The organism is Microbacterium sp. PMB16, assembly GCF_051294855.1.
In the GTDB taxonomy this organism is placed as follows: Bacteria; Actinomycetota; Actinomycetes; order Actinomycetales; family Microbacteriaceae; genus Microbacterium.
Map to the genome: position 1 here is coordinate 1,647,136 of NZ_CP145908.1, position 22,329 is coordinate 1,669,464.

General features: G+C 69.4%; 20 protein-coding genes. 10 read left to right on the forward strand and 10 right to left on the reverse strand.

Annotated elements, in window-relative coordinates; genetic code table 11:
- Positions 1 to 16 precede the first annotated feature (16 nt).
- The gene (locus V5D55_RS07915) at positions 17 to 511 is read left to right on the forward strand and encodes a GNAT family N-acetyltransferase (RefSeq protein ID WP_435748853.1); all 495 of its coding nucleotides are present in this window, start codon (positions 17 to 19) and stop codon (positions 509 to 511) included.
- A gap of 101 nt (positions 512 to 612) precedes the next feature.
- Here the strand turns inward: V5D55_RS07915 and V5D55_RS07920 are convergent, their stop codons facing one another.
- The 5 genes from V5D55_RS07920 to V5D55_RS07940 are packed head-to-tail and all read right to left on the reverse strand — an operon-like array spanning position 613 to position 6,546.
- Positions 613 to 1,629, reverse strand: a complete 1,017-nt coding sequence (locus V5D55_RS07920; protein ID WP_435748854.1) for an ABC transporter substrate-binding protein — start codon at positions 1,627 to 1,629, stop codon at positions 613 to 615.
- 45 nt (positions 1,630 to 1,674) lie between these two features.
- Positions 1,675 to 2,454, reverse strand: coding sequence for an ABC transporter ATP-binding protein (locus V5D55_RS07925; RefSeq protein ID WP_435748855.1), 780 nt, complete (start codon positions 2,452 to 2,454; stop codon positions 1,675 to 1,677).
- Positions 2,451 to 3,608 (reverse strand): FecCD family ABC transporter permease, encoded by a 1,158-nt coding sequence (locus V5D55_RS07930; protein WP_435748856.1) that lies wholly within the window; start codon positions 3,606 to 3,608, stop codon positions 2,451 to 2,453. The genes V5D55_RS07925 and V5D55_RS07930 overlap by 4 nt, the downstream gene beginning before the upstream one ends.
- Complete coding sequence (locus V5D55_RS07935) at positions 3,605 to 5,344, reverse strand: prolyl oligopeptidase family serine peptidase (RefSeq protein ID WP_435748857.1); 1,740 nt, start codon at positions 5,342 to 5,344, stop codon at positions 3,605 to 3,607. Before V5D55_RS07935 ends, V5D55_RS07930 begins: the two co-directional genes overlap by 4 nt.
- Positions 5,341 to 6,546: a hypothetical protein gene (locus V5D55_RS07940; protein ID WP_435748858.1), complete on the reverse strand. Its 1,206-nt coding sequence runs from the start codon at positions 6,544 to 6,546 to the stop codon at positions 5,341 to 5,343. Before V5D55_RS07940 ends, V5D55_RS07935 begins: the two co-directional genes overlap by 4 nt.
- Before the next feature lie 115 nt (positions 6,547 to 6,661).
- Between V5D55_RS07940 and amiA the strand changes: the two genes are divergently transcribed.
- The 7 genes from amiA (at position 6,662) to V5D55_RS07975 (ending at position 14,412) form a co-directional block, all read left to right on the forward strand.
- Positions 6,662 to 6,760 (forward strand): streptamidine family RiPP, encoded by a 99-nt coding sequence (gene amiA / locus V5D55_RS07945; RefSeq protein ID WP_017831216.1) that lies wholly within the window; start codon positions 6,662 to 6,664, stop codon positions 6,758 to 6,760.
- An 85-nt stretch (positions 6,761 to 6,845) separates the two neighbouring features.
- Positions 6,846 to 7,646: a hypothetical protein gene (locus V5D55_RS07950; RefSeq protein ID WP_435748859.1), complete on the forward strand. Its 801-nt coding sequence runs from the start codon at positions 6,846 to 6,848 to the stop codon at positions 7,644 to 7,646.
- A complete protein-coding gene (locus V5D55_RS07955) occupies positions 7,643 to 8,644 on the forward strand; it encodes a CocE/NonD family hydrolase (RefSeq protein ID WP_435748860.1) in 1,002 nt (333 codons plus the stop codon). The genes V5D55_RS07950 and V5D55_RS07955 overlap by 4 nt, the downstream gene beginning before the upstream one ends.
- Entirely contained in the window at positions 8,641 to 10,056 is a 1,416-nt protein-coding gene (locus V5D55_RS07960; protein WP_435748861.1) for a YcaO-like family protein, read from the forward strand. The genes V5D55_RS07955 and V5D55_RS07960 overlap by 4 nt, the downstream gene beginning before the upstream one ends.
- A gap of 74 nt (positions 10,057 to 10,130) precedes the next feature.
- Positions 10,131 to 11,087 carry a hypothetical protein gene (locus V5D55_RS07965; RefSeq protein WP_435748862.1) on the forward strand — a complete coding sequence of 319 codons (957 nt, stop codon included), beginning with the start codon at positions 10,131 to 10,133 and terminating at the stop codon, positions 11,085 to 11,087.
- The gene (locus V5D55_RS07970) at positions 11,084 to 12,718 is read left to right on the forward strand and encodes an ATP-binding cassette domain-containing protein (RefSeq protein ID WP_435748863.1); all 1,635 of its coding nucleotides are present in this window, start codon (positions 11,084 to 11,086) and stop codon (positions 12,716 to 12,718) included. Before V5D55_RS07965 ends, V5D55_RS07970 begins: the two co-directional genes overlap by 4 nt.
- Positions 12,715 to 14,412: an ABC transporter ATP-binding protein gene (locus tag V5D55_RS07975; protein ID WP_435748864.1), complete on the forward strand. Its 1,698-nt coding sequence runs from the start codon at positions 12,715 to 12,717 to the stop codon at positions 14,410 to 14,412. The genes V5D55_RS07970 and V5D55_RS07975 overlap by 4 nt, the downstream gene beginning before the upstream one ends.
- Here V5D55_RS07975 and V5D55_RS07980 read toward each other — a convergent pair.
- The gene (locus V5D55_RS07980) at positions 14,390 to 16,930 is read right to left on the reverse strand and encodes a DEAD/DEAH box helicase (RefSeq protein ID WP_435748865.1); all 2,541 of its coding nucleotides are present in this window, start codon (positions 16,928 to 16,930) and stop codon (positions 14,390 to 14,392) included. The genes V5D55_RS07975 and V5D55_RS07980 overlap by 23 nt on opposite strands.
- 239 nt (positions 16,931 to 17,169) lie before the next feature.
- The gene (gene deoD / locus V5D55_RS07985) at positions 17,170 to 17,883 is read right to left on the reverse strand and encodes a purine-nucleoside phosphorylase (protein WP_435748866.1); all 714 of its coding nucleotides are present in this window, start codon (positions 17,881 to 17,883) and stop codon (positions 17,170 to 17,172) included.
- Between the two features lie 126 nt (positions 17,884 to 18,009).
- On the opposite strand from deoD, the gene putP reads away from it, so the two are divergent.
- A complete protein-coding gene (putP, locus tag V5D55_RS07990) occupies positions 18,010 to 19,521 on the forward strand; it encodes a sodium/proline symporter PutP (RefSeq protein ID WP_435748867.1) in 1,512 nt (503 codons plus the stop codon).
- A gap of 31 nt (positions 19,522 to 19,552) precedes the next feature.
- Here the strand turns inward: putP and V5D55_RS07995 are convergent, their stop codons facing one another.
- Positions 19,553 to 20,173 carry an NAD(P)H-dependent oxidoreductase gene (locus tag V5D55_RS07995; RefSeq protein ID WP_435748868.1) on the reverse strand — a complete coding sequence of 207 codons (621 nt, stop codon included), beginning with the start codon at positions 20,171 to 20,173 and terminating at the stop codon, positions 19,553 to 19,555.
- Positions 20,174 to 20,254: 81 nt separating this feature from the next.
- Between V5D55_RS07995 and V5D55_RS08000 the strand changes: the two genes are divergently transcribed.
- The gene (locus V5D55_RS08000) at positions 20,255 to 20,701 is read left to right on the forward strand and encodes a MarR family winged helix-turn-helix transcriptional regulator (protein ID WP_435748869.1); all 447 of its coding nucleotides are present in this window, start codon (positions 20,255 to 20,257) and stop codon (positions 20,699 to 20,701) included.
- A 68-nt stretch (positions 20,702 to 20,769) separates the two neighbouring features.
- Here V5D55_RS08000 and V5D55_RS08005 read toward each other — a convergent pair whose 3' ends face one another.
- Together V5D55_RS08005 and V5D55_RS08010 are read right to left on the reverse strand one after the other, a co-directional pair.
- Complete coding sequence (locus V5D55_RS08005) at positions 20,770 to 21,438, reverse strand: DNA alkylation repair protein (RefSeq protein ID WP_435748870.1); 669 nt, start codon at positions 21,436 to 21,438, stop codon at positions 20,770 to 20,772.
- Positions 21,439 to 21,525: 87 nt separating this feature from the next.
- The gene (locus V5D55_RS08010; protein WP_435748871.1) at positions 21,526 to 22,320 is read right to left on the reverse strand and encodes a DeoR/GlpR family DNA-binding transcription regulator; all 795 of its coding nucleotides are present in this window, start codon (positions 22,318 to 22,320) and stop codon (positions 21,526 to 21,528) included.
- Positions 22,321 to 22,329 lie beyond the last annotated feature (9 nt).

Sequence of the window (22,329 nt, forward strand, 5' to 3'; positions counted from 1 at the left end):
ACGAGCGGCTGGCGTCTTGCGCGTCGTCGCGTGCAGAGTGGAACTCATGAGTGATCTGCGCATACGAGAGGCACGGCCCGAGGAGCATGGCGAGATCTCCGCGCTGGCGTTGCGCTCAAAGGGTCATTGGGGATACTCGGCCGAGTTTCTGGAAGCATGCCGAGATGAGCTCACCTTCGATGCGGCCACCTGCGGATCTGGACTGATGTGGGTCGTGGAGCAGGACGCGACGGTTCTTGGCTTCAGCCTCGTGAGCGGTGAGTCGGAGGACGGCGAACTATCGGCGCTGTTCATCGATCCGCCTGCGATAGGAACGGGCTGCGGCCGAATGCTGCTCGAGCACACCCTGCGCGCCGCGCGGGCCGCAGGGTTCACTCGCCTGGAACTCGATGCTGATCCCGGTGCGGAGGCGTTCTATCTGCGCTTCGGTGCCCGGCGGATCGGTACCGCGCCCAGTGGCTCCGTTCCTGGCCGCGTGCTTCCCCGTCTCGAGATCGCCCTGACTGAATAGCTGGGGACCGCGGTCGGAGACGCGCCGGTCGGCCCGAGCGAGGGGCGCTCGGGCCGACGTCGGTGACAGGGGGCCGTCGACGCCCCGTCACCCTGGTGGGATCAGTCGAATGCGGCGTCGGGGTAGAGCGCCTCTGCGATCTGCGTGACCGCCGAGACGTTGCCGAGGGTGCCGGGGAACAGATCGGCGGACGGAACCGCGATCAGTCGGCCGTCGCGCACCGCGGGCATCTCGGGGAACGTCTTCGCGAGATAGGCGCGCACAGCCTCCTCGTGCGCCGGGTCGGACACAGCGAAGACGAGGACGTCAGGGGCTTCGGACGCCAGAGACTCGGGGGTGATCTCGGCGGCGAAGAAGTCGGCGAACATCGGGTCTTCCGGGGTGAACACGTTGTCTGCGCCGGCTCGCTGCAGAATATCGAACTCGATGCCGGCGCCGATCGCCGTCAGGGTCGTCCCTTCGACGAAGATCTGCGCGACGCGCGGCCGATCCTGGTCCTCGATCGCGGCGGCGACGGAATCGAGTTCGGCCTGGGACGAATCGATGAGGGCGTCCGCCTCGTCCGAGACCCGGAAGATCTCACCGAGATTCTCCAGATCGGTGAAGAGGTCGGTGACGGTGCCCTCCATGCGGCGGTCGAAGCATCCTCCGGTGGCCGTGTATGCCGTGACCCCGGCCTCATCCAACTGCTCGATGCTGGCGAAGCCCTGCTCGGCGGTGAACTCGTAGGTGGTGGGCGAGTAGACGAAGTCGGGCTCGACGGCGAGCAGTTCCTCGCGGCTCGGAGGGGAGTCCCCTCCGATGACCGGCACGTCGGCTGCGAGCTCCGCGACGTCGGCGGGAAGGTCCTGGGCCGTGGCCTGAGCCTGCCCGACGAGAGAGTCGGCCAGACCGAGGCGCAGCAGCAGCTCGGTCTGTGACGGGTGCATCCCGACGACAGCGGTGGGGGTGGCCGGGATATCGATCGTGCGGCCGCAGTTCTCGATCGTGATCGTCTCGTCGGATGACGCGGAGGGTGCTGCCGTGGTGACGCCTCCGCCGCAGGCGGAGAGGGCGAGGGTGCCAAATCCGACGGTGACGGCGGCGAGTGCACGGGTTGTTCGGGTGCGGGGTGTCATTCTTCTTCTCCTTGGTGCGGATTCGGTGGTTCGGTTCTCAGTGGTTCAGCGACGGGTGCGCGGACGCGGGTGGAAGGTCATCGCCCTTGCTCCCGTGTCGACCTCGATCGCGATGCGCGCGGTGACGTGGAAGACCTCGTCGACGAGTGTCGGCGTGAGCACCGCGTCGGGCGGACCGAACGCCACGAGCCGTCCCTCGTCGAGCACCGCGACGTCGTCGCAGAACGCCGCCGCGATATTGAGGTCGTGCAGCGCCGCGATCACGGTCGTGCCGAGTCCGCTCACGACACGCATGAGGTCGAGCTGGTGAGCGATGTCGAGGTGGTTGGTCGGCTCGTCCAGTACGAGGATCTCGCCGCCCTGCGCGAGCGCACGGGCGAGCATCACCCGTTGGCGCTGACCACCCGAGAGTGACCGCACCAGCCGGTCGCCGAGATCGTGCACGTCGGCGGTGCGCAGCGCCTCGTCGACGATGCGCTGATCCTCAGGGGTGTCCCGGCTGAACGGCGCACGATGCGGGGAGCGGCCGACGAGCACCGTCTCCCGCACGCTCAGGTCGAACTCCGACGGGGAGTCCTGCAGCATCACCGACACGGTGCGGGCGAGTGTGCGTGGAGGCAGCTGCGAGGCGTCCGCGTCGTCGATCAAGACGCGTCCGCTCAGCGGGCGCTGGCCGGTGAAGAGCGCGCGCAGGAGGGTGGACTTGCCGCTGCCGTTCGGCCCGAGGAGTCCGACGATGCGCCCGGTGCCGACCTCGAGGTCGACACCGTGCAGCACGGTGCGACCGCCGCGCGCGACGCTCACGTCGTCGAACAGCACGCTCATCGGTCGAACCCCGCCCGCTCGCCGCCGCTGCGCATCAGCCACAGGAAGAAGGGGGCTCCGACGAAAGCGGTGAGGATGCCGAGCGGGATCTCCGTCGGCATCGCGACCGTACGGGCGAGCAGGTCGGCGATCATGAGGAACAGCGCTCCGCCGAGGACCGTGATCGGCAGCATCCGTCGGTGATCCGAGCCGACCAGGAGTCGGGCCATATGCGGGACGACGAGGCCGACGAAGCCGATGCCCCCGCTCACCGCCACGATCGCACCGGTGAGGAGAGAGGCGAGCACGAGGAGCAGCCCGCGCAGCCGGCTCGTTCGCACGCCGACGGCCATGGCTGACTCGTCACCCGAGAGCAGGGCATTCATCGATCGCGAGAGCCCGAAGACCGCGATGCACGCGATCACGAGCGCGACCGTGGGGATGAGCAGAGACGACATGTCGGCTGCCGACACGCTGCCGAGGAGGAAGAACATCACGCTCACGACGTTCTGGGCGTCGGTGGTGAGGGTGAGGTAGCTCGTCACGGCGCTCAGCAAGGCGCCGAGCGCGACGCCCGCGAGGATCATCCTGGTCGGGGACAGCTCCCCGCGGATGCGCGCGAGCATGGCCACGAGGAGGCAGGCGACCATCGCGCCGACGAACGCCGCCCCGCTCATCGTGAGGCCGAGGAAAGTGGCGCCGCCGGAGACGATCACCAACACGGCGCCGACGCTCGCTCCGGACGAGACTCCGAGGATATACGGCTCGGCGAGCGGGTTGCGCACGACGGCCTGCATCATCGCTCCGGCGAGAGCGAGCCCGGCGCCCGACAGCGCGGCCAGGAGTGATCTCGGTACTCGGAACTGCCAGACGGCCTGGTCCTGCAGCGGCGTGAGGGTGCCGTCGGACATCCAGGGCATTCCGGGGAGCAGATGGCCGATCACGATCTTCGCGGCGTCGATGGGCGAGACGGTCACCGGGCCGACGGATGCGGAGAGCACGAGGATGACGACGGCAGCGACCGCCATCGCCGCCATGGTGGGACCGACCGACAGCATGCGCCGGCCTCCGCCGCGACTCCTGCTGCGGTGCGAGATGTGCTGCCCGCTGCGTCGCCGCAGGGAGCGGAGACGTCGTCCGAGCAGTGCGGTGGCGGTGCCGGTCGATTCACTCACCGGGGGCCTCCCGCCGTGACTTCGGCCGCGAAGTCCAGCACGGTGAGACCCAGGTCGTGCAGCGCGATGGTTCCGTTCGCGCCGTGTCCGGCTCCGGTGGCCGTCCACAGCCGGGCGGGGCTGCCTGCCCGTCGCAGCGCCTCGACCATCCGGTGCGTGTCGCGAGCGAGGACCCTGGTGTCCTCGTCGAGCACGACCCCCAGGTAGGAGGGGATCAGAGCGCCTGCCGGAAGCGCTTCGGCACCGGCAAGCGGCGAGAGGGCGCGGAGTCGCGCGCGGGATTCCGGGGTGCCGTCGTCGCCGAACTCCGCTCGCCAACGCGAGCCGAGCGGATGATCGTCCAGCGCGAGCAGATCGAGTGGGGCAGCGGTGGTCACGAATCCCGCACACAGCTCCGGATTCTCGATCGCGCACCCCGCCGCGACGACCCCACCCAGGGAGGCTCCGACGAGGACGAGCAGATCGGGGCGAGTGATCCCTGCCTCGATGAGCCCGCGCGCGACGTCGGCGAGGTCGGAGATCGTGCGGCGCTTGCCGGCTCCGCGCCCCGCTTCGCGCCAGGCTTCTCCGCGCTCGCCGCCCCCGCGGAGCTGCGCGGAGGCGTATGCGCCGCCGTACTCGACCCACGCGGGCACGGTGGGTTCGAAGAGCGGGAGGTGGGGCACGCCGAAGCCGCCGTAGCAGGCGAGGATCAGCGGCAGGGGACCCGTCGTCCCGCTCGGCGAGGTCACGTGGACGGTCAGGCTCGTGCCGTCGTCGGCCGGCAGGTCGTATCGCACGGTGGTGCCGAGGGTGTATTCGGGGGACGGCACGATCGTGGTCCCCTCCCGCGTGCGCGCCACGACCTGCGGTGGAGTGAGCGGCCCCTCGACACCCAGACGCAGCACGCCGTCGTCGACACCGATCATCGTCGTGGTGAGCGCATCGGAGGCGGTCCCGGCAGCCTCGGTGCGTTCGATCTCGACACCGTCGGCCAGGTCGATGAGCAGACTCCGTCCGTCTGCGACGGCGAGGATGACGACACGGTCGCCCTGCACTGCGACATCGATGATCTGCGCGTCGGGATCGTGCCAGCGCCAGAGCGCATTGTCCTCGCCCACGCCGCCGTTCCCCACGCCGACTTTTGCCACGGCGTCGAGCCCGCCGTCGTGCCACACCAGCACTCCCGCGCCGAATGGCATGGCGCGGATGAGTGCCGGCCACCGACCCAGCGGCATTCCGGTCGCGCGGTCGGTCAGCGTCGTGCCCTGCACGCCAGAGCTGAGGGCGCTCAGGCCGTTCTCCCCACCCGGGAACAAACGCAATCGCACCTCGGGGTCGACCGGATCCGTCTGCTTTTCGCCGGTCTCGAGGTTCAGGGTGACGAGCATCCGGTCGCGACTTGCGACGACGTCGACGCTCCGTGAGTCGGTCGCCCAGAGCACGGTGTCGTAGCGCAGACGGACGTCGGGGTGAAGGCGCAGCGTGCCGGCCGCGACGTCCACGATGCCGAGGACGGCGTTCTCGTCGGCGGTCGGCGCCCACTCGGCGGCGATGAGACGGCCGTCGGGGGAGGGGAAGATCCGGTGGAGGTGACCGTCGGGTTCGATCACGGTCGTGCTGTCGAGGCGGTGGATGCTGCGGCGGAGGCGATAGTCGGCGCGCCCCAGCGTGAAACCACCGACCGGTAGCCCGGGGCGACCATGGCGCTCGGCGCGCGCGAGGGCCTCGTCGAGCATGGCTCGGTGCGCGTTCATCGGCCCACCAGGTCGTCGACGCGGTCGTCGTCGGCTGTCCACAACAGGTGGCCGCCCTCGTCGAGCGGGGTGGGGAGTTCGATCCTGGAGATTCCATCGTCGCCGATGAGGTGGATCGTCCCGTCTCCTCCGCTGGTGACGGCGATCGTTCCGGTGACGGGGTCGATCGCGATGGAGCGGCGCTGTGCGGGGCGACCGTCGACGCCGTCCCACGGCAACTGCCCTGCGCGGGGCGGGTGCGTCATCGCCGGGATCGGGACGACCCGCGAGACGCGCGCGTCTTCACGATCGATCGCGACCACCACGTCGCCATCGGGGTGGATGACGGAGACTGCGGCGGCACCCGGGGCGAGAGCGAATCGGAACGCGAGCCCCGGCGGAAGGGGTACCGCACGGGATGCTCCGGAAGCGAGGTCGATGTCGACGAAGGTGTTGGTCCACCCTGGCCACGATCCGGGGGCGGCCGGTCCTCCGCGCACGATGCCCGTGGCTCGTCCGGTGTCGCCGGCGAGGCGCAGGTAGTACGCGCGCCCTTCGACGGGCCACCGCAGGACCCCGATGGCGCGGGGCGCGCCCGCGTCGACGACGAAGCGCTCCAGCCCACGGCTCGTGGCGATCCCGACGATCCCGGAGGCCGGATCCAGCACATCGCCGTGGCCGTCGGGTGCGAGGTCGTCGAGGAGCTGCCCGCGCAGGACCGGCGCGTGCGGTCCGACCTCGAGAGCCGTCGTGAGGGGTAGCGCTTCGACGGCACCGGGTTCGCGATGGCGGAGCAGGATCGTCGGCTCTCCCGACGCCTGATCCGGAGTGATCGCGACGCCGGGCTCTCCGGTGCGCGCGCGGAACCGCACGGAGGAATCCGCGACGAGATCGACGACCGACACCACGTCGCTCCACGCTTCTCCGCTCATGCCCAGACCCGTGGTGACGACCACGTGGCGGCCGGTGGCATCGCAGGCCAGGTGCTCTGCCGGGATGGCGATCGGAATGCGCCGTACGGATTCTGCATCCCCGACGACCAGAGCGCCGCCGCGGTCGTCGGCGAACGCCCAGCGTCCGTGAGCTCCGATCGGGAGACGGAGGAAGCCCGCGTGCTCGGCGAGCCAGCTGTTCGCGACGGCGACACGCCGGGAGGCGTCGCGAATCTCGTAGACGACTCCGGCCCGGTGATCAGCGGCGAGGAGGGGTGTGGTGGAGGGCATGTGAGAGATCCTAGTAGATATTGAGAATCATTCTCATTTAGGGTCATCAGTGTTCGCACATCGTGAACCCGCCTCGCACACCGCGGGACGGACCACCTCGAAGAAGGAGCACGAAATGGAAAAGCAGATCCTCGCAGAGATCGAAGAGTCCGAGCAGCTGGCGCACCTGTCGGCATCGCACTCGAACGCACTGGTCGAGAACCCCTTCGACTGATCGCGGATCCTTCCGTCGCGCTTTCGAGCGCACTCCCGTCCGGCCGGGCGTTCGCGCCCGGCCGGGCCCACCACCGAGAGAATCCATGACATCCGAACCCCGCATCCTGGCGCTCCCCGACTCCGGCGCGCATCTCGTCGTCGGTAGCGACGGTCGCCCCCGGATCCGCCTGCGCACCGGACGATTCGCCCTGGTCGACATGCCGCCCGCCGACCTGTTCGACGCCCTCGCGAGCGGAATAGACGGCGAGACCTCGGCTTACCGCGACCGGCTGGCTCTGGAGGTGAAGGAGCGCGAGGCCGCGGACGCTCTTCGGCGCTGGCCGGCGGAGCGCCGCGACGTCTGCGTCCTCGGAACGGGCCGGCTCGTCGACGGGCTCGAGCGCGTGCTCGCAGCCTGGGGTGCACGGGTCACCATCGCGGAAACCGCATCGGACGTGTCGGACGACGCAGCCCTCGTGGTCGCCTACGCCGAGGAGGCGCGCGACCGTCGCCGCTGGGCCGAGCACGACCTCCTTCCACAGCGCGGCATCGCCTGGCTTCGAGTCCGCCGGGAGGGCGAGAGCGTCCTGATCGATCCGCTCGCTCTCGATGCGAACGACCCGAGGTCCGTTCACGTGGCCACGCGCCGAGTGGCCGCCAGCAGCGCACCTGCGTCGGCCGAGGCCTGGCAGCAGACTGGTCCGCCCGCCGCTGCTCCTCTCGACGACGCGACCACGGTGCTCGTCCTCGCCCGTCTGCTGCACGTCATCCACGCCTGGGCGCAGGGCGACGCCGAACTCGATCGCCTGCGCACGACGCTCTGGAAGCTGGTGCCGGCGACCGGTTCCGTCAGCGAGCACACCGTGCTCCCCTTCCCGGCGGCCCCGCCTCGGGTGATCCGATGACACCGCCTCGCGGAGCCCGCAACCACACCGTCGTCGCGGATGACGGCACCCTGCTGCGCGGTTGGAACTGGGAGCCCGCAGAGCCGCGGGGCGTGGTGATCATCCGTACGCCCTACGGGGCCTGGCGTCACGGCGACACCGCCAGGGCCTGGACCAGTCGGGGCTACCGCTGCGTGATCCACGACGTGCGCGGACGGCACTCCTCCGACGGCGAATGGCACCCCTACCTCTTGGAGTGCGGCGACGGACGCGCGGTGGCCGAGGCGGTCAGGGCCGAGGACCCCGGGCTGCCGCTCGTGCTGTCCGGCGGCTCGTACGCTGCGCACACCGCACTCGAAGCCGCCAGGGTCGTCGACGTCGACGGACTCGTGCTCCTGGTCCCGGCGCTCGGGCTCGCCGAGACCGCGTGGGATGAGAACGGGCGCCCCCAGCTGCGCGACCGTATCGGGTGGTGGCACCAGCACGGCCGCGGAGCGCGTTCGCTGGCGCCGCTGACCGACGACGAACTCGCGGCGCGTATCGAACGGACGACCGCGGTCGGCGTGCACCGGGCCGCCGAAGAGTGGGGGTGGTCGCAGGAAGTCCTCTCCGGATGGCGGCGGCTCTGGTCTGCTCCCGCCGTCGACCTCGAACGCGCGTACGGGGCCATCCGTGCTGCGCTCTTCCTGGTCCGTGGCGATCACGACTTCTTCTTCGCCGACGCCGCTCGGCTCGCGGACGCCTGGCAGGGCGCCGTCCACATGGTCGACGGTCCGTGGGGACACCGGCTGGCCGCCGACATCGACGACGACGAGGTCCGCTCCCGGCTGCGCCGTGCGGGCGGCATCGGAGGCGTGCTCGATACCTGGCTCGCCGACAACGGTCTGCCCTCGGAGCGATCAGGGCCCGTGTCCCCGTCGGCATCCGCTCCGCGGGAGCGGGATCTGCCCGTGATCCGCCGCACCAGATCCGCCTTCGAACCCGAGACCGGCCGCTGGCGATACGAGAGGACCGCATGACCCCGCACGACATCCTGGACCACGGCGCTGACCGCGCTCAGGGCCGCGCGACGCTGCCGGCAGAGGCACTGGTCGATGCTGAGACCGGCATCATCCGCTCGGTGCGGGAGGTGCCGCATCCGGTCGGTGCTCCCGAGCGGTACCTGGCGCTCACGGCATCGGTCGCCGATGCCCGCATCCTGGGCGAGTGGCCGGCCGACCGGGTCTCGCTCGGCACGTCGTTCGGCGATCCCGCGCAGGCGCGCATCGCCGCGATCGGCGAAGGAGTGGAACGGTACTGCGGCAACTGGCTGCCCGACGTGCTCCCTCGCGACGAGCTCCGCGTCGGCACGGCAGAGGAGCTGCGCGCCGACGGCGAGACCGTCATCGGCGAAGCGGAACTTCCCTGTTTCGCCGAGTGGCAGCTCGCGCGGCCCGGCTTTCCGTACCAGCGGCTGCGGCCCTCGACTCCGACGCTGTGGGCGCGCTGCGACGAGCTCGGCGGCGGCTCGGTGTGGATGCCGGACTCGCTCGTGCACCTGAACTGGCGGCAGTCGCGATTCCGCTCCCTGCCGCGGACGCATCACTTGAACTACGCCGGCATCGCCACGGGAGCGGGCTTCGACGACGCGCGGGACCGCGGGGTGATCGAGGTGATCGAGCGGGATGCCCTCGAGGTGTGGTGGCACCTCGACGGGCCGACGTTCGGCATCGACCCGGCCACCGTCCCCGGTCTCCTCGACGACCTGCGGGGGAGCAGTCTGCGAGTGTGGCTGGTCGCGATGCCCTCGGAGTTCGCCCCGGCGATCGGCGCCCTCGTCCACGACGAGGAGCGGGGGCTCTACGCCGCCGGTTTCTCGGCCTCCCTCGATCCGGCGCGCGCCGCACGAAAGGCAGTGCTCGAGGCCGTGCACACCTGGATCTATACGCAGGGGTGCACGTCGGCCGACGGGTGGGTGTTCCGAGCCGTCGCCGAAGGGTTGATGGCGAAGGGGCTCACTCTCGACTTCCATCCGGGTGCCGACTACAGGGCCGCGGCAGGGGAGCAGTTCGAGAATGTGATCGATCTCGGCGCGCACGTGCAGGTGTGGCTCGACCCGGCCGTGCACGACGAGGCGCGCCGGTTCCACTCGCCGGAGCACGGCCTGCGCCCGCTGAGCGCGATGAGTCCGGTGACGATGGGCGAGGTCTACCAGCGCCTGCGCGTCCGTGCGCACCGCGCGCTCACCCGCGATCTCACAACATCAGACGTGCGGCGCACGGACCTGCGCGTGGTGCGCTCGATCGTGACGGGTCTCGTACCCAACGCGCCAGCGGCATTCTCCTACCTCGGGATGCCGCGATTCCGAGAGGCGGCAGAGGAGCGCGGCTGGCGCACGACCTGGACCGGCGGCCGGGAGGACTTCACGCTCCTCCCGGCTCCGCACATGTGAAGCCGCTCATGCGCCGAGCGAACCGAGAATCCCCTGCTCTGCCCGCCCCGCTCGCCGAGGCCCAGACCTCTCGCATGCCTGCCGGCCCGGTGCCGCCAGGGCCGCGGACGAACGACTGGGAACGGGCCGGCGCCGAGGTCGCCGATCCGCCACGGGGTGTGCGGGAACTCGTCGACGGCCTGTGGCACCCGGGGGAGTTCCATCAGACCGCGGACGGCCGGGTGGCGAGCATCCGTCGTCGTCCTGTGCCTTCGGCCGGGGCGTGCTACCCGGTGCAGACACATCTGATCGACGCGACCGGTGTGCGCTGGACGGTCGATGCCGAGGACGGCGTGTTCCGGCGCCGCGACGCCGCGGCCGATCGGGCGGACGGATGGCCTTCGCCCGCTGCGGACGACGGCATCGCGCGCGTCGTGTTGACCGTACTGCCCGGCCGGTCCTTCGGCCGCTACCGGCATCGGGCCTGGCCGCTGTGGATCGCCGATACCGCCTACGCAGTCGCCGCCATCCGATTCTTGTTGGGGGAGCACACCGGTCGGGTGGAGGTCGGTCCCTCGGCCCGGCTGCGCTCGCTGCTCCGTGTTCCCCGCGCTTCCGATGCCGAGGCCTGGATCCGTCGCGGACTCGCGCCGGAGATCCCGCTCGCCGCGGTAGAGATCCCGAACGATCCGGTGCCCGATGCCACGGCTCGGCGCGCTCTCGCAGGCCGTCGCTCGCCGACCACCGCAGAGTTCGCCGCCCGGATCGGTGGCGCCCACGCGCCCTCAGTCGAGCGCATCGCGAGAGCGTCGGGTCAGTCCTGGGTGCGTGGTGCGACCGCAGTCCGCTCCTGGGCCGTGCCGACCGCAGCCCCCGCGGAGATCGTCGCCGCCGCGCTCTGGGGTGCTCATCTCGCCGCAGCCCGTCTCTGCTACAGGACTGCGCTCACCGGAGAAAGGCGCGCGCGCCCGGTCTCCGGCTTCTCTGCGACCGGCGACCGGTGGATCCTCCACGCGGTGGCCCTCCTCGACTCCCCCGGAGGCTCACGATGATGATCGTCCCCGAACTGTGGCGCGCGGCGCGACGGCACCCCTGGACTCTGACGGGGAGCATCCTGCTCCTTCTCCTCGTCTTCGCCACGCACCTGCTGCAGGCACTCGCGCTCGCCTGGTCGCTCGCCGCCTTCGTCCGCGGCGACGTGGCGGGCGCCGGTGCCGGCATCGGTGCGATCCTTGCGATCGGGCTGACGCGGGTGCTGCTGACTCTGGTGCAAGGCGACACGGCCGCCCGCCTCGGCGGAAGGGTCAGGGCGGATCTGCGGGGCGCGGCCGTCACGGCGGCGCTCGTGCCGGAACGACTGCACGATGCCAGCCTCCGCGACGGTTCGACCCAGCTCGCGCTCGGTGACGGGATCGACGGCACCGACGCCTACGTGTCGAAGTACATCCCCGCCGTCGTGCAGCTCGCGGCCGGAAGCCTGATTGCGGTGTGCCTCGTCGCGGTGCTGTCGCCTCTCGTCGCACTGTGCGTCGCCGCGGGAATCCTGCTCGCGGTACTGGGCCCTCTGCTGTGGAAACGGATGCTCGCCCGACGCGGGTTCGCCCACCGGGACAGCTACGAGGCTCTCAGCGGCGACCTGCTCGAGTCGCTCCGGGGCATGTCGACGCTGCGCGCGCTGGGAGACGTCCCCGCGACGCGTTCGCGCCTGCAGGCGCGAACGGAGGCCTTGCGCCTGGCCACCGAACGCGTGATGCGGTCGTCGCTCGCGGAGACCGCCATCACCGACTTCGCCGTGCAGGCAGGGGTCGTGATCGCCGCCGGACTCGCGGTCGTCTCCGTCATGACCGGGGAGCCGCCGGCCGTCGAGGTCTACGCGCTGCTCCTGCTGTCGTCGGAGGCGTTTCGTCCGGTACGCGAGCTCTCGCGCCACTGGCATGCCGGATTCCTCGGGCTCACCGCCATCCCGGGACTGGCCGCGCTCGGAGCGTTCGATCGCTCCGCGGCGGCCGCACCGGAGCAGGAGACGGTGTCGGCTGCGGGGGGACAGGTGCTCCGCATCTCCGGCCTCTCGTATCGCTACCCTGGCGCCGACGACGATGTCCTCTGCGGTGTCGATCTTCACGCCGAGCGGGGCGAGGTGCACGCCATCGCCGGACCTTCCGGTGCCGGCAAGTCCACGCTCTTCGACCTCGTGCTCGGCTTCCTGCCGGCGACAGCGGGGACGATCGAGCTCGACGGGCGCCCGCTCCGCCCGTGCGACGTGGCCGTGGTCTCGCAACGGCCCGTCCTGTTCGCCGGGACCATCAAGGAGAACGTCGATCTGTTCGATGCCGGGCAGGAGGCGCTGGAGGATGCGTGTGCCGCGGCCGGTGTGCTCGACGAGATCAGGGCGATCCCCGGAGGGTTCGACGCGATGGTGGCAGAGGCGGGAACGAGTCTGTCCGGCGGGCAACGGCAGCGCCTCGCCCTCGCCAGAGCACTGCTCGCACGCCGTCCCGTGCTTCTCGTCGACGAGCCGACCAGCGCCCTCGACGACCACAACGCCCTGACCGTGGCGGAGACGCTCGAACGCGTCGCCACCGAGAGGATCGTGCTCATGATCAGCCACCGCCCCGAGGCTCTCGCCAGGGTCGCCGACGTGCGGGTGCTCCGCGACGGAATGCTCGTGAAGGAGCCGTCATGACCTCCTCCGGTGCCATCCTCGCCCGGCTGCTCCCCTCACTGCGACCGGAGTGGCGGCGCATCGTCGGCAGCTACCTGATCTCCACCACGAGTCTGTGCGCACTCGCCGCCATCGGGGTGCTCAGCGCGCTCGGTGTCGGCGCGGCAGTCGTGCACGGTGAGTGGCCGCCCGTCGTGTGGGGGGTCGCCCTCGGAGCCCTCGTGCTGCTGCGCACATTCCTCACCTGGCGCGAGATGGACGTGTCGCACGCTCTCGCCTACCGGGTGCTCGCCCGGCTGCGGATGGCGCTCTTCGACGCCTACTCCCGCAGCGTGCCGGGACGCCGCCGAGAGCACTCCGGACGTGCGGCGTCCGTGGCGATGACCGATATCGAGAAGCTGGAGTTCTTCTACGCCCACACGGTCGCACAGATCGGCGCGGCGCTCACGTTGTTCGTCGGAGCACTGATCTGTGCGTTTCTCGTGATGCCGGTGACAGCCCTCGTGATGATCGGGGGTGCTGTCGCTGTCGCGCTCACAGCCTGGGCGGGCGCGGCTCCTGCCCGACGCATCGGTGCGCGCGAACAGCAGGAGCGGGAAGAGCAATCGGAGCGGCTGGTCGACGCGCTGGGCGCACTGCGCGAGATCCTCGCCTATGGTCTGCAGAGTCGGATCGTGCGCGGGGCGGTCGCAGGGACCCGGCGCTCGGCAGGAATCAGCCGCCGCCGCGAGCTCATCGCCCATCTCGTCGACGGGATGCGCGAGCTGATCCTCACCGCCGTGGTGATCGCCGTGATCGCTGCGTCTCTCCTCGGCGGCGTGATGGGCGGCACACCGGCGGCGTTGCTCCCCGCGATGATCGCGCTCGCGGTCGCCGGAGTGGCCGCGGTCGCGGATGCCGCGCACACCGTGTCCGAGCTGCATCCGCTGGTCGCCAGCGCCGATCGTGTCGGCGCGGCTCTTCACCGCCCACCGGTCGTCGCACCGGTCGACCGTCCGCTCCCACTGCCGGACGGTCCGCTCGGGATGCGCTTCGAGCGGGTGTCGTTCTCCTATGACGATCAGAAAGAGGTGCTGCGTCACTGGTCGATCGACGTCGACGCCGGGGAGCACATCGGGCTTGCCGGGCCGTCCGGAGCGGGCAAGAGCACGATCATCGCGCTGGCCGCCCGACTGTGGGATCCTTCAGCAGGCACGGTCGCGCTCGTCGACGCGGAGGGTGTCGCGTACCCGCTCGGCCGCATCCGCGATGACGATCTCCGCGGGACCGTGGCCGTGGTGGAACAGGACGCGCATCTCTTCCACGGCAGTGTGCGCGACAACCTCGTGCGCGGTGCGGACGGCCGCACCGATGACGAGCTGCGCCGTGCGCTCACACGGGTGGGCGCCGACGGCTGGATCAGCCTCGACGACGAGCTCGGCGAGCACGGCGTGCGGCTCTCCGGCGGTCAGCGTGCGCGGCTGGCACTGGCACGCGCACTGTGCCGCGAACCTCGGGTGCTCATCGTGGACGAGATCACCGCGAGCCTGGATGCCGAGTCGGAGCGCATCATCTCCGACGTGCTCGAAGACTTCAAGGGAACGGTCATCGCCGCCTCCCACCGGCGGGAGACGCTGCGGCGGTTCGCCCGGGTGGTCGGTGTGGGGACAGACGGCCTCGAGCGAGCGCGGCGCGAGCGCGGGGAGGCCGCCGCTACAGCCGGTCGACGCCCGTGACAGTGAGCACGGCCTGACCGGCCTCATCGGATGCTGCCAGGTCGACGGTCGCGGAGATGCCCCAGTCGTGGTCGCCGGCCGGGTCGTCGAAGATCTGTCGGGCGGTCCACTCGGAAGCGCCCTCCGTGAGGATCAGCAGCTTCGAGCTGCGGGCATCGCCCCCGGTGAGGATCTGGTCGTGATCGGCGAAGTACCCGTCGAGCGCGGCGTTCCAGCCGTCTGCGCCGAACTCCGGGTCGAGCTCGGCCAGCGTCTCGACGTCTTCCCTGGCGGCGAGCTGCACCCGGCGGAACAGCTCGTTGCGCACGAGGATGCGGAAGGCCCGCGTGTTGCTGGACAGGCGCTTCGGCGCGGGCGGGACGATCGGCTGCTCTGTGCCGTGCTCGTCGAAACGGCCGTTGTCGATGCCGGCGCGCAGTTCTTCCCACTCGTCGAGCAGGCTCGAGTCCACCTGTCGCACGAGCTCGCCGAGCCACTCGATCAGGTCGCGCAGGTCCTCGGTCTTCGCCTCCTCCGGAATGGTCTGCGAGGCCGCGCGATAGGCATCGGAGAGATACCGCAGCACCACTCCCTCGGAGCGGGCGATCTTGTAGTAGGCGACATATTCCCCGAACGACATGGCTCGCTCGTACATGTCGCGCACGACCGACTTCGGATGCAGCTCGAAGTCGCGGATCCACGGCTGCGCGGCGCTGAACGTCTCGAAGGCGGCGGTGAGCAGCTCGTCGAGCGGCTTCGGATACGTGACCTGTTCGAGCAGCTCCATCCGCTCGTCGTACTCGATGCCTTCGGACTTCATCGCGCCGATGGCCTCACCGCGGGCGAGGAACTCCTGCTGGCTCAGCACCGCACGCGGGTCGTCGAGCGTGGACTCGACGATCGAGATCATGTCGAGCTCGTAGTGGCCGGTGCCCGCGCCGACATCCTGGGTCCCTGAGCCCGACGAAGGGTCGAGCAGCTCGAAGGCCGCCAGGGCGAACGGCGACAGCGGTTGGTTGAGGGCGAAATTCGGCTGGAGGTCGACGGTCAGACGCACCTCGCCGTCGACGGTCTCCACGATCCCCGATTCGCGCAGGGTGCGGTAGATGCCGATCGCGCGGATCGCGAGCTCGCGCTGCCGGGACCGCGGCTCGTGGTTGTCATATACCAGCGAGCGCATATTCGCGAAGACGTCGCCTCCGCGGGCGATCACGTTGAGCATCATCGCGCTCGTGATCTGCATGTGCGAGGTCAGGGTCTCGGGTGTCGCCTCGATGAGCTTGCGGAACGACGGCTCACCCCAGGAGACGAAGCCGTCGGGCGCCTTCTTGCGCACGATCTTCCGCTTCTTCTTCGGATCGTCGCCGGCCTTCTTGACCGCCGCGACGTTGTCACTCTCGTGCTCGGGCGCCTGGGCGACGACGGTGCCGGCGGTGTCGTACCCGGCTCGCCCGGCTCGACCGGCGATCTGGTGGAACTCGCGGGCGTTGAGCTGCCGCATCCGTGTGCCGTCGAACTTGGTCAACGCCGTGAGCAGCACCGTGCGGATCGGCACGTTGATGCCGACGCCGAGCGTGTCGGTGCCGCAGATCACACGCAGGAGTCCGCGCTGCGCGAGCTGCTCCACCAGGCGACGGTACTTCGGCAGCATGCCCGCGTGGTGCACGCCGATGCCGGCGCGGAGGAACCGCGAGAGCGTCTTGCCGAACGCGGTCGTGAACCGGAATGCGCCGATCAGGTCGGCGATCGCGTCGCGCTGCTCGCGGGTGGCCACCTTGGTGCTGGACAGGGCCTGCGCGCGTTCCATCGCGGCGGCCTGCGAGAAATGCACGACGTAGATGGGGGCCTGCCCGGTGCCGAGCAGGTCGTCGATCGTCTCGTGGATCGGGGTCGTCTCGTAGAAGAAGTGCAGGGGTACGGGCCGCTCCACCCCGGTGACGGATGCGGTCTCCCTACCCGTGCGCCGGGTGAGGTCGGCCGCGAGTTCGGTCACGTCGCCGAGCGTCGCCGACATCAGGATGAACTGCGCCTGCGGCAGCTCGAGCAACGGCACCTGCCAGGCCCAGCCGCGCTCCGGGTCGGCGTAGAAGTGGAACTCGTCCATCACGATCTGCCCGACGTCCATGTCGGTGCCCTGGCGCAGCGCGAGGTTCGCGACGATCTCGGCCGTGCAGCAGATGATCGGAGCATCCGCGTTGACCGCGGAGTCGCCCGTGATCATGCCGACGTTCTCTGCCCCGAACACGTCGACGAGGGCGAAGAACTTCTCGCTCACGAGGGCCTTGATGGGCGCGGTGTAGTAGCTGCGGCGGCCGGCGATGAGAGCTGCGAAGTGCGCGCCGACCGCGACGAGCGACTTCCCGGTGCCGGTCGGGGTCGACAGGATCAGGTTGTTGCCCGAGACGATCTCGATGACCGCCTCGTCCTGAGCCGGATACAGCTGGATACCGGTGGATTCCGCCCACTCGACGAACGCCAGGTAGACGGCATCCGGGTCGGATCTGTCCGGAAGGGTGGCCGCGTCGAGGAGCGAAGACATGATCCTTCGATCATCCCCTACTGCTGCCGTGAACAACTCCTCCGAAATGCGCGTTCTCACGCGTCAGACGGCCTGAATGGGCGAATACCGTCACGATCCGGAGGAGTTGTTCACGCCTGCGGGCGTTCACAATTCAGCAAGAACTGGCCCCAGGCCGGCGAGGCCTCGATCCGGGTGAAACCAGAAGAACTGACTGAATTGTGAACACGGCGGCGGCCCGCCTCGGCCCCGCGGCCCGCTCAGCCCGCTGTCGCCGCCCGGAGCGCGATGCGGATCATGTCGCCGAAGGTCTGCTCGCGCTCGACCGCCGTGGTCTCCTCGCCGGTGAGGATGTGGTCGGAGACGGTGCAGATGCTGAGCGCCCGGCGGCCGTAGTAGGCGGCGAGCGTGTACAGCCCGCTGGTCTCCATCTCGACGCCCAGCACCCCGTGCTGCACGAACGGCTCATTGAGCTCGGGGCGGGTGCTGTAGAACTGGTCGCTCGACAACAGCAGGCCCACGTGCACAGCGGATGCCAGTGGCTCCGACTCGCTCGCCTCGACCGCGGCCCGCAGGAGCGAGAAGTCGGCGACCGGCGCGTAGTCGAGTCCGTGGAAGCGCACGCGGTTGATGCCGGAGTCGGTGCATGCGCCGTTCGCGATGATGATGTCGCGCACCTTCAGCTTCTCGGTCAGTGCGCCGCAGGAGCCGACCCGCACGACGGTCTGCACGTCGTAGGAATCGAACAGCTCGTTCGCGTAGATCGCCATCGACGGCTGGCCCATCCCCGATCCCTGCACGGAGACGCGGTGCCCTTCCCACGTGCCGGTGAAGCCCAGCATCCCGCGGGTCTGCGAGTAGAGCTCGGCGTCGTCGAGGAAGGTCTCCGCGATCCATCTCGCCCGCAGCGGGTCACCGGGGACCAGGACGATGGGGGCGATCTGACCGGGCTCGGCGGCGATGTGCGTGCTCATCGCACCAGCGTAGTGACGACCCGACCCGGCGGCACGCCGCGGTGGCCCTAGGCAGCGGCATGTTTGTTTGCGATCATCGGGGCCACGACCGGAAGCGGTGACGAGCACCGCGAGGGAGGGACGACGATGTCCGACCAGATCTTCACGTTCGCAGCTCTCGGGCTGTACTTCGCCGGAATGCTCCTGATCGGATGGATCGCATTCCGCCGCACCGACGACCACGAGGACTACATGCTCGGCGGCCGCAACCTGCCGCCGTGGGTCGCCGCGCTCAGCGCCGGAGCATCCGACATGTCGGGCTGGTTGGTCATGGGACTCCCCGGCGCGATCTACGTGTCGGGGCTCATCGAGGCCTGGATCGCGGTCGGCCTCACGATCGGCGCGTACCTGAACTGGCTCCTCGTCGCGCCGCGGCTCCGCGCGTACACCGAGGTGTCACGCAACTCGATCACGGTGCCGAGCTTCTTCGAGAACCGGCTGCGCGACACCTCGCGCCTGCTGCGGATCCTCTCGGGCGTCGTCATCCTCGTCTTCTTCACGCTCTACATCTCGTCGGGCATGGTGGCGGGCGGGGTGTTCTTCGAGAGCTCCTTCAACGGCGACTACCTCACCGGCATGCTGCTGGTCACCGGCGTCACGCTCGCGTACACGCTGTTCGGCGGCTTCCTCGGTGCCTCGTTCACCGATGTCGTGCAGGGGCTGATGATGGTCATCGCCCTGATCGTCGTGCCGGTGGCAGCGGTCATCGCGATCGGCGGGCTCGGGGAGACGGCCACGATCATCGGCGAGATCGCCCCTGATCACCTCTCGCTGCTCTCGGGCACCGCGCTCACCGGCGGGACGCTCCTGGCGATCGTCTCCGCCCTGGCCTGGGGTCTCGGCTACTTCGGCCAGCCGCACATCATCGTGCGGTTCATGGCGCTGCGCTCGCCTCAGGAGGCGAAGAGCGCTCGCCGGATCGGCATCTCCTGGATGGTCGTCTCGCTCGGCGGCGCTGTCATCTCGGGGCTCGTCGGCATCGCCTACATCGCGAAGTCCGGCACCGACCTGACCAACCCCGAGACGGTCGTGCTGCTGATGTCGCAGACGCTGCTGCATCCGTTCGTCGCCGGTCTCGTGCTCGCCGCGGTGCTTGCTGCGATCATGAGCACGATCTCGAGTCAGCTCATCGTGTGCTCTTCGGCGCTCGTCGAGGACCTGTACCGGGTGTTCCGGCGGACGCCGCCCAGCAACCGCACGCTGGTGATCATGGGGCGCATCGGTGTCCTCGCGGTCACCGTGATCGCCGGACTGCTGGCGATCAGCCCGAACGACACGATCCTCGGCCTGGTGTCGTTCGCGTGGGCAGGCTTCGGGGCCGCGTTCGGCCCGATCATCCTGCTCAGCCTGTTCTGGCGGAAGCTCACGAACTGGGGCGCCCTGGCCGGCATGTTCGTCGGCGCGGCGACCGTCTTCATCTGGAAGGCGTTCGACACGGCGCTCTACGAACTGCTGCCCGCGTTCGTGCTCGCGTTCGTCGCAGCGGTCGTGGTGAGCCTCGTCACCTACAAGCACGACGACGAGATCCAGCAGGAGTTCACCGAAGCGGATGCGATGGTCGGGCTGCCGAGGCCCCACGCCGTAGGAGACACCCCGTAGCGGTCGTTCGCAGGCTCGTTGCGGGCGCGTCTCACCGGAATCGGGTGAATCGTTCTTCAATGGTGCGGAGGACATCGAGCCGCTGGCGCTCCGAGCGATCGGAGACGCCGCTGTTGTTGATCCAGGTGAGGTTGTGCACTCCGATCTTGCGGAATGTGCCGCGGAAGGCGATCTTCGTCAGGGGGTTGCCGAACCACCATCGATAGATGGGTGCCGGGGTGCTCATGACGGTGATCAGTGTGACGCCTCCGAGTCGGGGCAGTTTGTTGACGAACGGTCGCCCGGGCTTGGGCTCGTCGTAGACGATGCCCTTGGTGAGCACCCGGTCGAAGAACCCTTTCGTGAGAGCGGGCATCGCCTCCCACCAGATCGGGAAAGCGAAGATGATGTGGTCGGCAGCGAGCACGCGCTGCTGGTAGTCCTGCACTTGAGGATCGATGGCGCGCTTCGTTCGCCAGGCGGACAGGTCCTGAGCGCTCATGACCGGGTCGAACCCGTCCTCGTGCAGGTCGATGGCATCGACCTCGTGTCCCGCAGCGCGGAGTCCGCGTTCTGCGGCCGCCGTCAGCGCGGCAGTGAAGCTGCGTCGATGCGGCACGTTCTCGGATGCCGCTCGGGTGTAGGGGTGGTCGAACACGATCAGTACGCGCATGGATGCTCCTCGATAGTTTGATACTCAACTATTACTGTCGGGATAGTTGAGTGTCAAACCGTTGCGCGCTAAACTTTCCTCATGATGACCGATGCGTCGCTGCCGGAGCAGCTGTGGTTCGAGGTCCGCAAAGCCGCCACGATGATGGAGCGCCGTGCAGAGTCCGTCGTCATGGCGAAGACAGGTGTGACGCTGGGGCTCTTCATGGTGTTGAGCGTCTTGCACGCGCGCGATACGCCGGTCAGCCAACAAGCGATCGCCGACCGGCTCGGGTTGACCAAGGGGACGGTCAGTCGCTTGCTGGAGTCGGCGCGGAGGGAGGGCTATGTCACCTCCGAGGTCGCGACAGCATCACGCAGGGAGCGCGCAGTCGCGCTCACCGTGTCCGGAAGAAAGGTCGTCGACGCAGGAGATGCCGCCCTGGCGCTGTCGGACCTCGCCCATTTCGCAACGGAGGAACCGACTGCGGCACTCGCGGTGATCGACGGCTTGCGCGCCTTCATCGCAAGCATGGAAGCGAGCCCCTGACGCCCTCGAATGCTCCTCAGTCGCGGAGTGGAGATGCCCGGCGGCATCCGCTCCGAGCGTTTCCGGACTCAGCCCTCGCGGCGTCGCACGATCTCCCCGATCCAGATCGGCGCGAACGGAGAGGTGCAGCCGGGAGCTGTCGGGTAGTCGGCGAGCACCTGCAGACGTTCGCCGATCTCCAGTGCCCTGGCGCGAAGTGCGGGATGGTGGATGCCGATGGTGGCGAGCGTCTCGTTCATCGACCACTGCAGCCGTGACGGCGCATCCTTCATGTCGCGTTCGATGAGGTCGAGCAGGTGGTCGAGGTCGAGACCGTCCGGATCCTTCGCGACGCGCACCGAGGTGAGCGACCAGGCGGCAGCGGCGACCGTCGGATCGGCGTCGTCGAACCAGCGCAGCCGCATCTCCTCGGCGAGGGGCGTCTTCTTCGCCACGTAGTTCACGAACCAGTCGTTCACCTTCGGTGGCCGGGTGTCGCGGATCATCGCGTCGAGCTCGTCGGCCGTGAAGGCGGCGGGCTTGCAGATGAGCAGGGCGAGCAGCTTCGCGGGCGTCTCGGCTGTCGCCCACAGCTCCTGCGCGAGCGGCTGATCGGTCTTGATCTTCTTCGCCACCCCGCGCAGCCGGCTGAGGTTCATGCCGTGATCATCGCCGCGCTTCTCGTTCGCGGCGCGCATCTTCGGATCCTCGAGGGCGGCGAGTTCCGCCAGCGCCTCGGCGAGCGTCGTATCGGGCATGGTCCCAGGGTAAGTCGGATCGACCGCGGCCACCGGTGGGTTCAGCTTCATGCAGGAGATCCGCTGCACGGACGCACGCAGTCGCCGTTACACCCGACGGAGCGGGACGCCTCCAATGTGGGAGTCTGGCTGACTCGAGTCGGTGACGATCGCGTCGAGACGGTCGGCGTCGCACACGTGAGCGAACGCCGGACTGTCGACCGCCGCAAGTTCGGCGAGGGCCACCGTGTGGCGCGATCGCGCGACAAAGGCGGCGAGAACCTCGGCATTTGCGTCGTCGCGCACGGAAGCACCCTCTTCGGTCACCCCGTCGACCTCGACGAAGAGATGGTCGAGACGGTACCGGCGGATCGCATCCTTGGCCGTCTCGCCGGTCATCGAGAAGGATCGTGAGCGAACGGCGCCACCCGTGACGACGAGCTTGATGTGGGGGCGGGTACTCAGCTCGTAGGCGATGTTCACCGCATTGGTGAGGACGGTGATCACCTCAGGCTGATCGATGAAGTCCGCCCGCGCGCCGAGCGCTCGGGCGGTCTCGAGGGCGAGCTGTCCGCCGGCGATTCCGACGACCTGACCGGCTTGGACGTACTCGGCGGCGAGGGAGCCGATCCGCTGTCGTGCATCGACGCTCTTGTCGGCCTTGTAGCCCAGCGGCACGTCGTACGCGAGCATGGCCACGGCCCCGCCGCGGGTGCGACGCAGGAGTTGACGAGACGCCAGATGGTCGAGATCGCGGCGGATCGTGGCACCCGAGACGCCGAATTCCTCGACGGCGTCGTGCACGCTCACGCGGCCCTGCTCGGTGAGCACCTCCAGGATCCGGTTGAGGCGCTCGTGCTGCTTCAGGTCGCCGGTCAGCTCACGAGCATCGTTCTCCGTCACAACCGATGC

Bases quoted from the DNA above. Each gene is read 5' to 3' on its own strand.
- V5D55_RS07950 (WP_435748859.1), top strand. From the start codon at position 6,846: ATGACATCCGAACCCCGCATCCTGGCGCTCCCCGACTCCGGCGCGCAT.
- amiA (WP_017831216.1), top strand. From the start codon at position 6,662: ATGGAAAAGCAGATCCTCGCAGAGATCGAAGAGTCCGAGCAGCTGGCG.
- deoD (WP_435748866.1), bottom strand. From the start codon at position 17,883: ATGAGCACGCACATCGCCGCCGAGCCCGGTCAGATCGCCCCCATCGTC.
- V5D55_RS07935 (WP_435748857.1), bottom strand. From the start codon at position 5,344: ATGAACGCGCACCGAGCCATGCTCGACGAGGCCCTCGCGCGCGCCGAG.
- V5D55_RS07975 (WP_435748864.1), top strand. From the start codon at position 12,715: ATGACCTCCTCCGGTGCCATCCTCGCCCGGCTGCTCCCCTCACTGCGA.
- V5D55_RS07940 (WP_435748858.1), bottom strand. From the start codon at position 6,546: ATGCCCTCCACCACACCCCTCCTCGCCGCTGATCACCGGGCCGGAGTC.
- V5D55_RS08000 (WP_435748869.1), top strand. From the start codon at position 20,255: ATGATGACCGATGCGTCGCTGCCGGAGCAGCTGTGGTTCGAGGTCCGC.
- putP (WP_435748867.1), top strand. From the start codon at position 18,010: ATGTCCGACCAGATCTTCACGTTCGCAGCTCTCGGGCTGTACTTCGCC.
- V5D55_RS07925 (WP_435748855.1), bottom strand. From the start codon at position 2,454: ATGAGCGTGCTGTTCGACGACGTGAGCGTCGCGCGCGGCGGTCGCACC.
- V5D55_RS07960 (WP_435748861.1), top strand. From the start codon at position 8,641: ATGACCCCGCACGACATCCTGGACCACGGCGCTGACCGCGCTCAGGGC.
- V5D55_RS07920 (WP_435748854.1), bottom strand. From the start codon at position 1,629: ATGACACCCCGCACCCGAACAACCCGTGCACTCGCCGCCGTCACCGTC.
- V5D55_RS07970 (WP_435748863.1), top strand. From the start codon at position 11,084: ATGATGATCGTCCCCGAACTGTGGCGCGCGGCGCGACGGCACCCCTGG.
- V5D55_RS07965 (WP_435748862.1), top strand. From the start codon at position 10,131: ATGCCTGCCGGCCCGGTGCCGCCAGGGCCGCGGACGAACGACTGGGAA.
- V5D55_RS08005 (WP_435748870.1), bottom strand. From the start codon at position 21,438: ATGCCCGATACGACGCTCGCCGAGGCGCTGGCGGAACTCGCCGCCCTC.
- V5D55_RS07980 (WP_435748865.1), bottom strand. From the start codon at position 16,930: ATGTCTTCGCTCCTCGACGCGGCCACCCTTCCGGACAGATCCGACCCG.
- V5D55_RS07995 (WP_435748868.1), bottom strand. From the start codon at position 20,173: ATGCGCGTACTGATCGTGTTCGACCACCCCTACACCCGAGCGGCATCC.
- V5D55_RS07955 (WP_435748860.1), top strand. From the start codon at position 7,643: ATGACACCGCCTCGCGGAGCCCGCAACCACACCGTCGTCGCGGATGAC.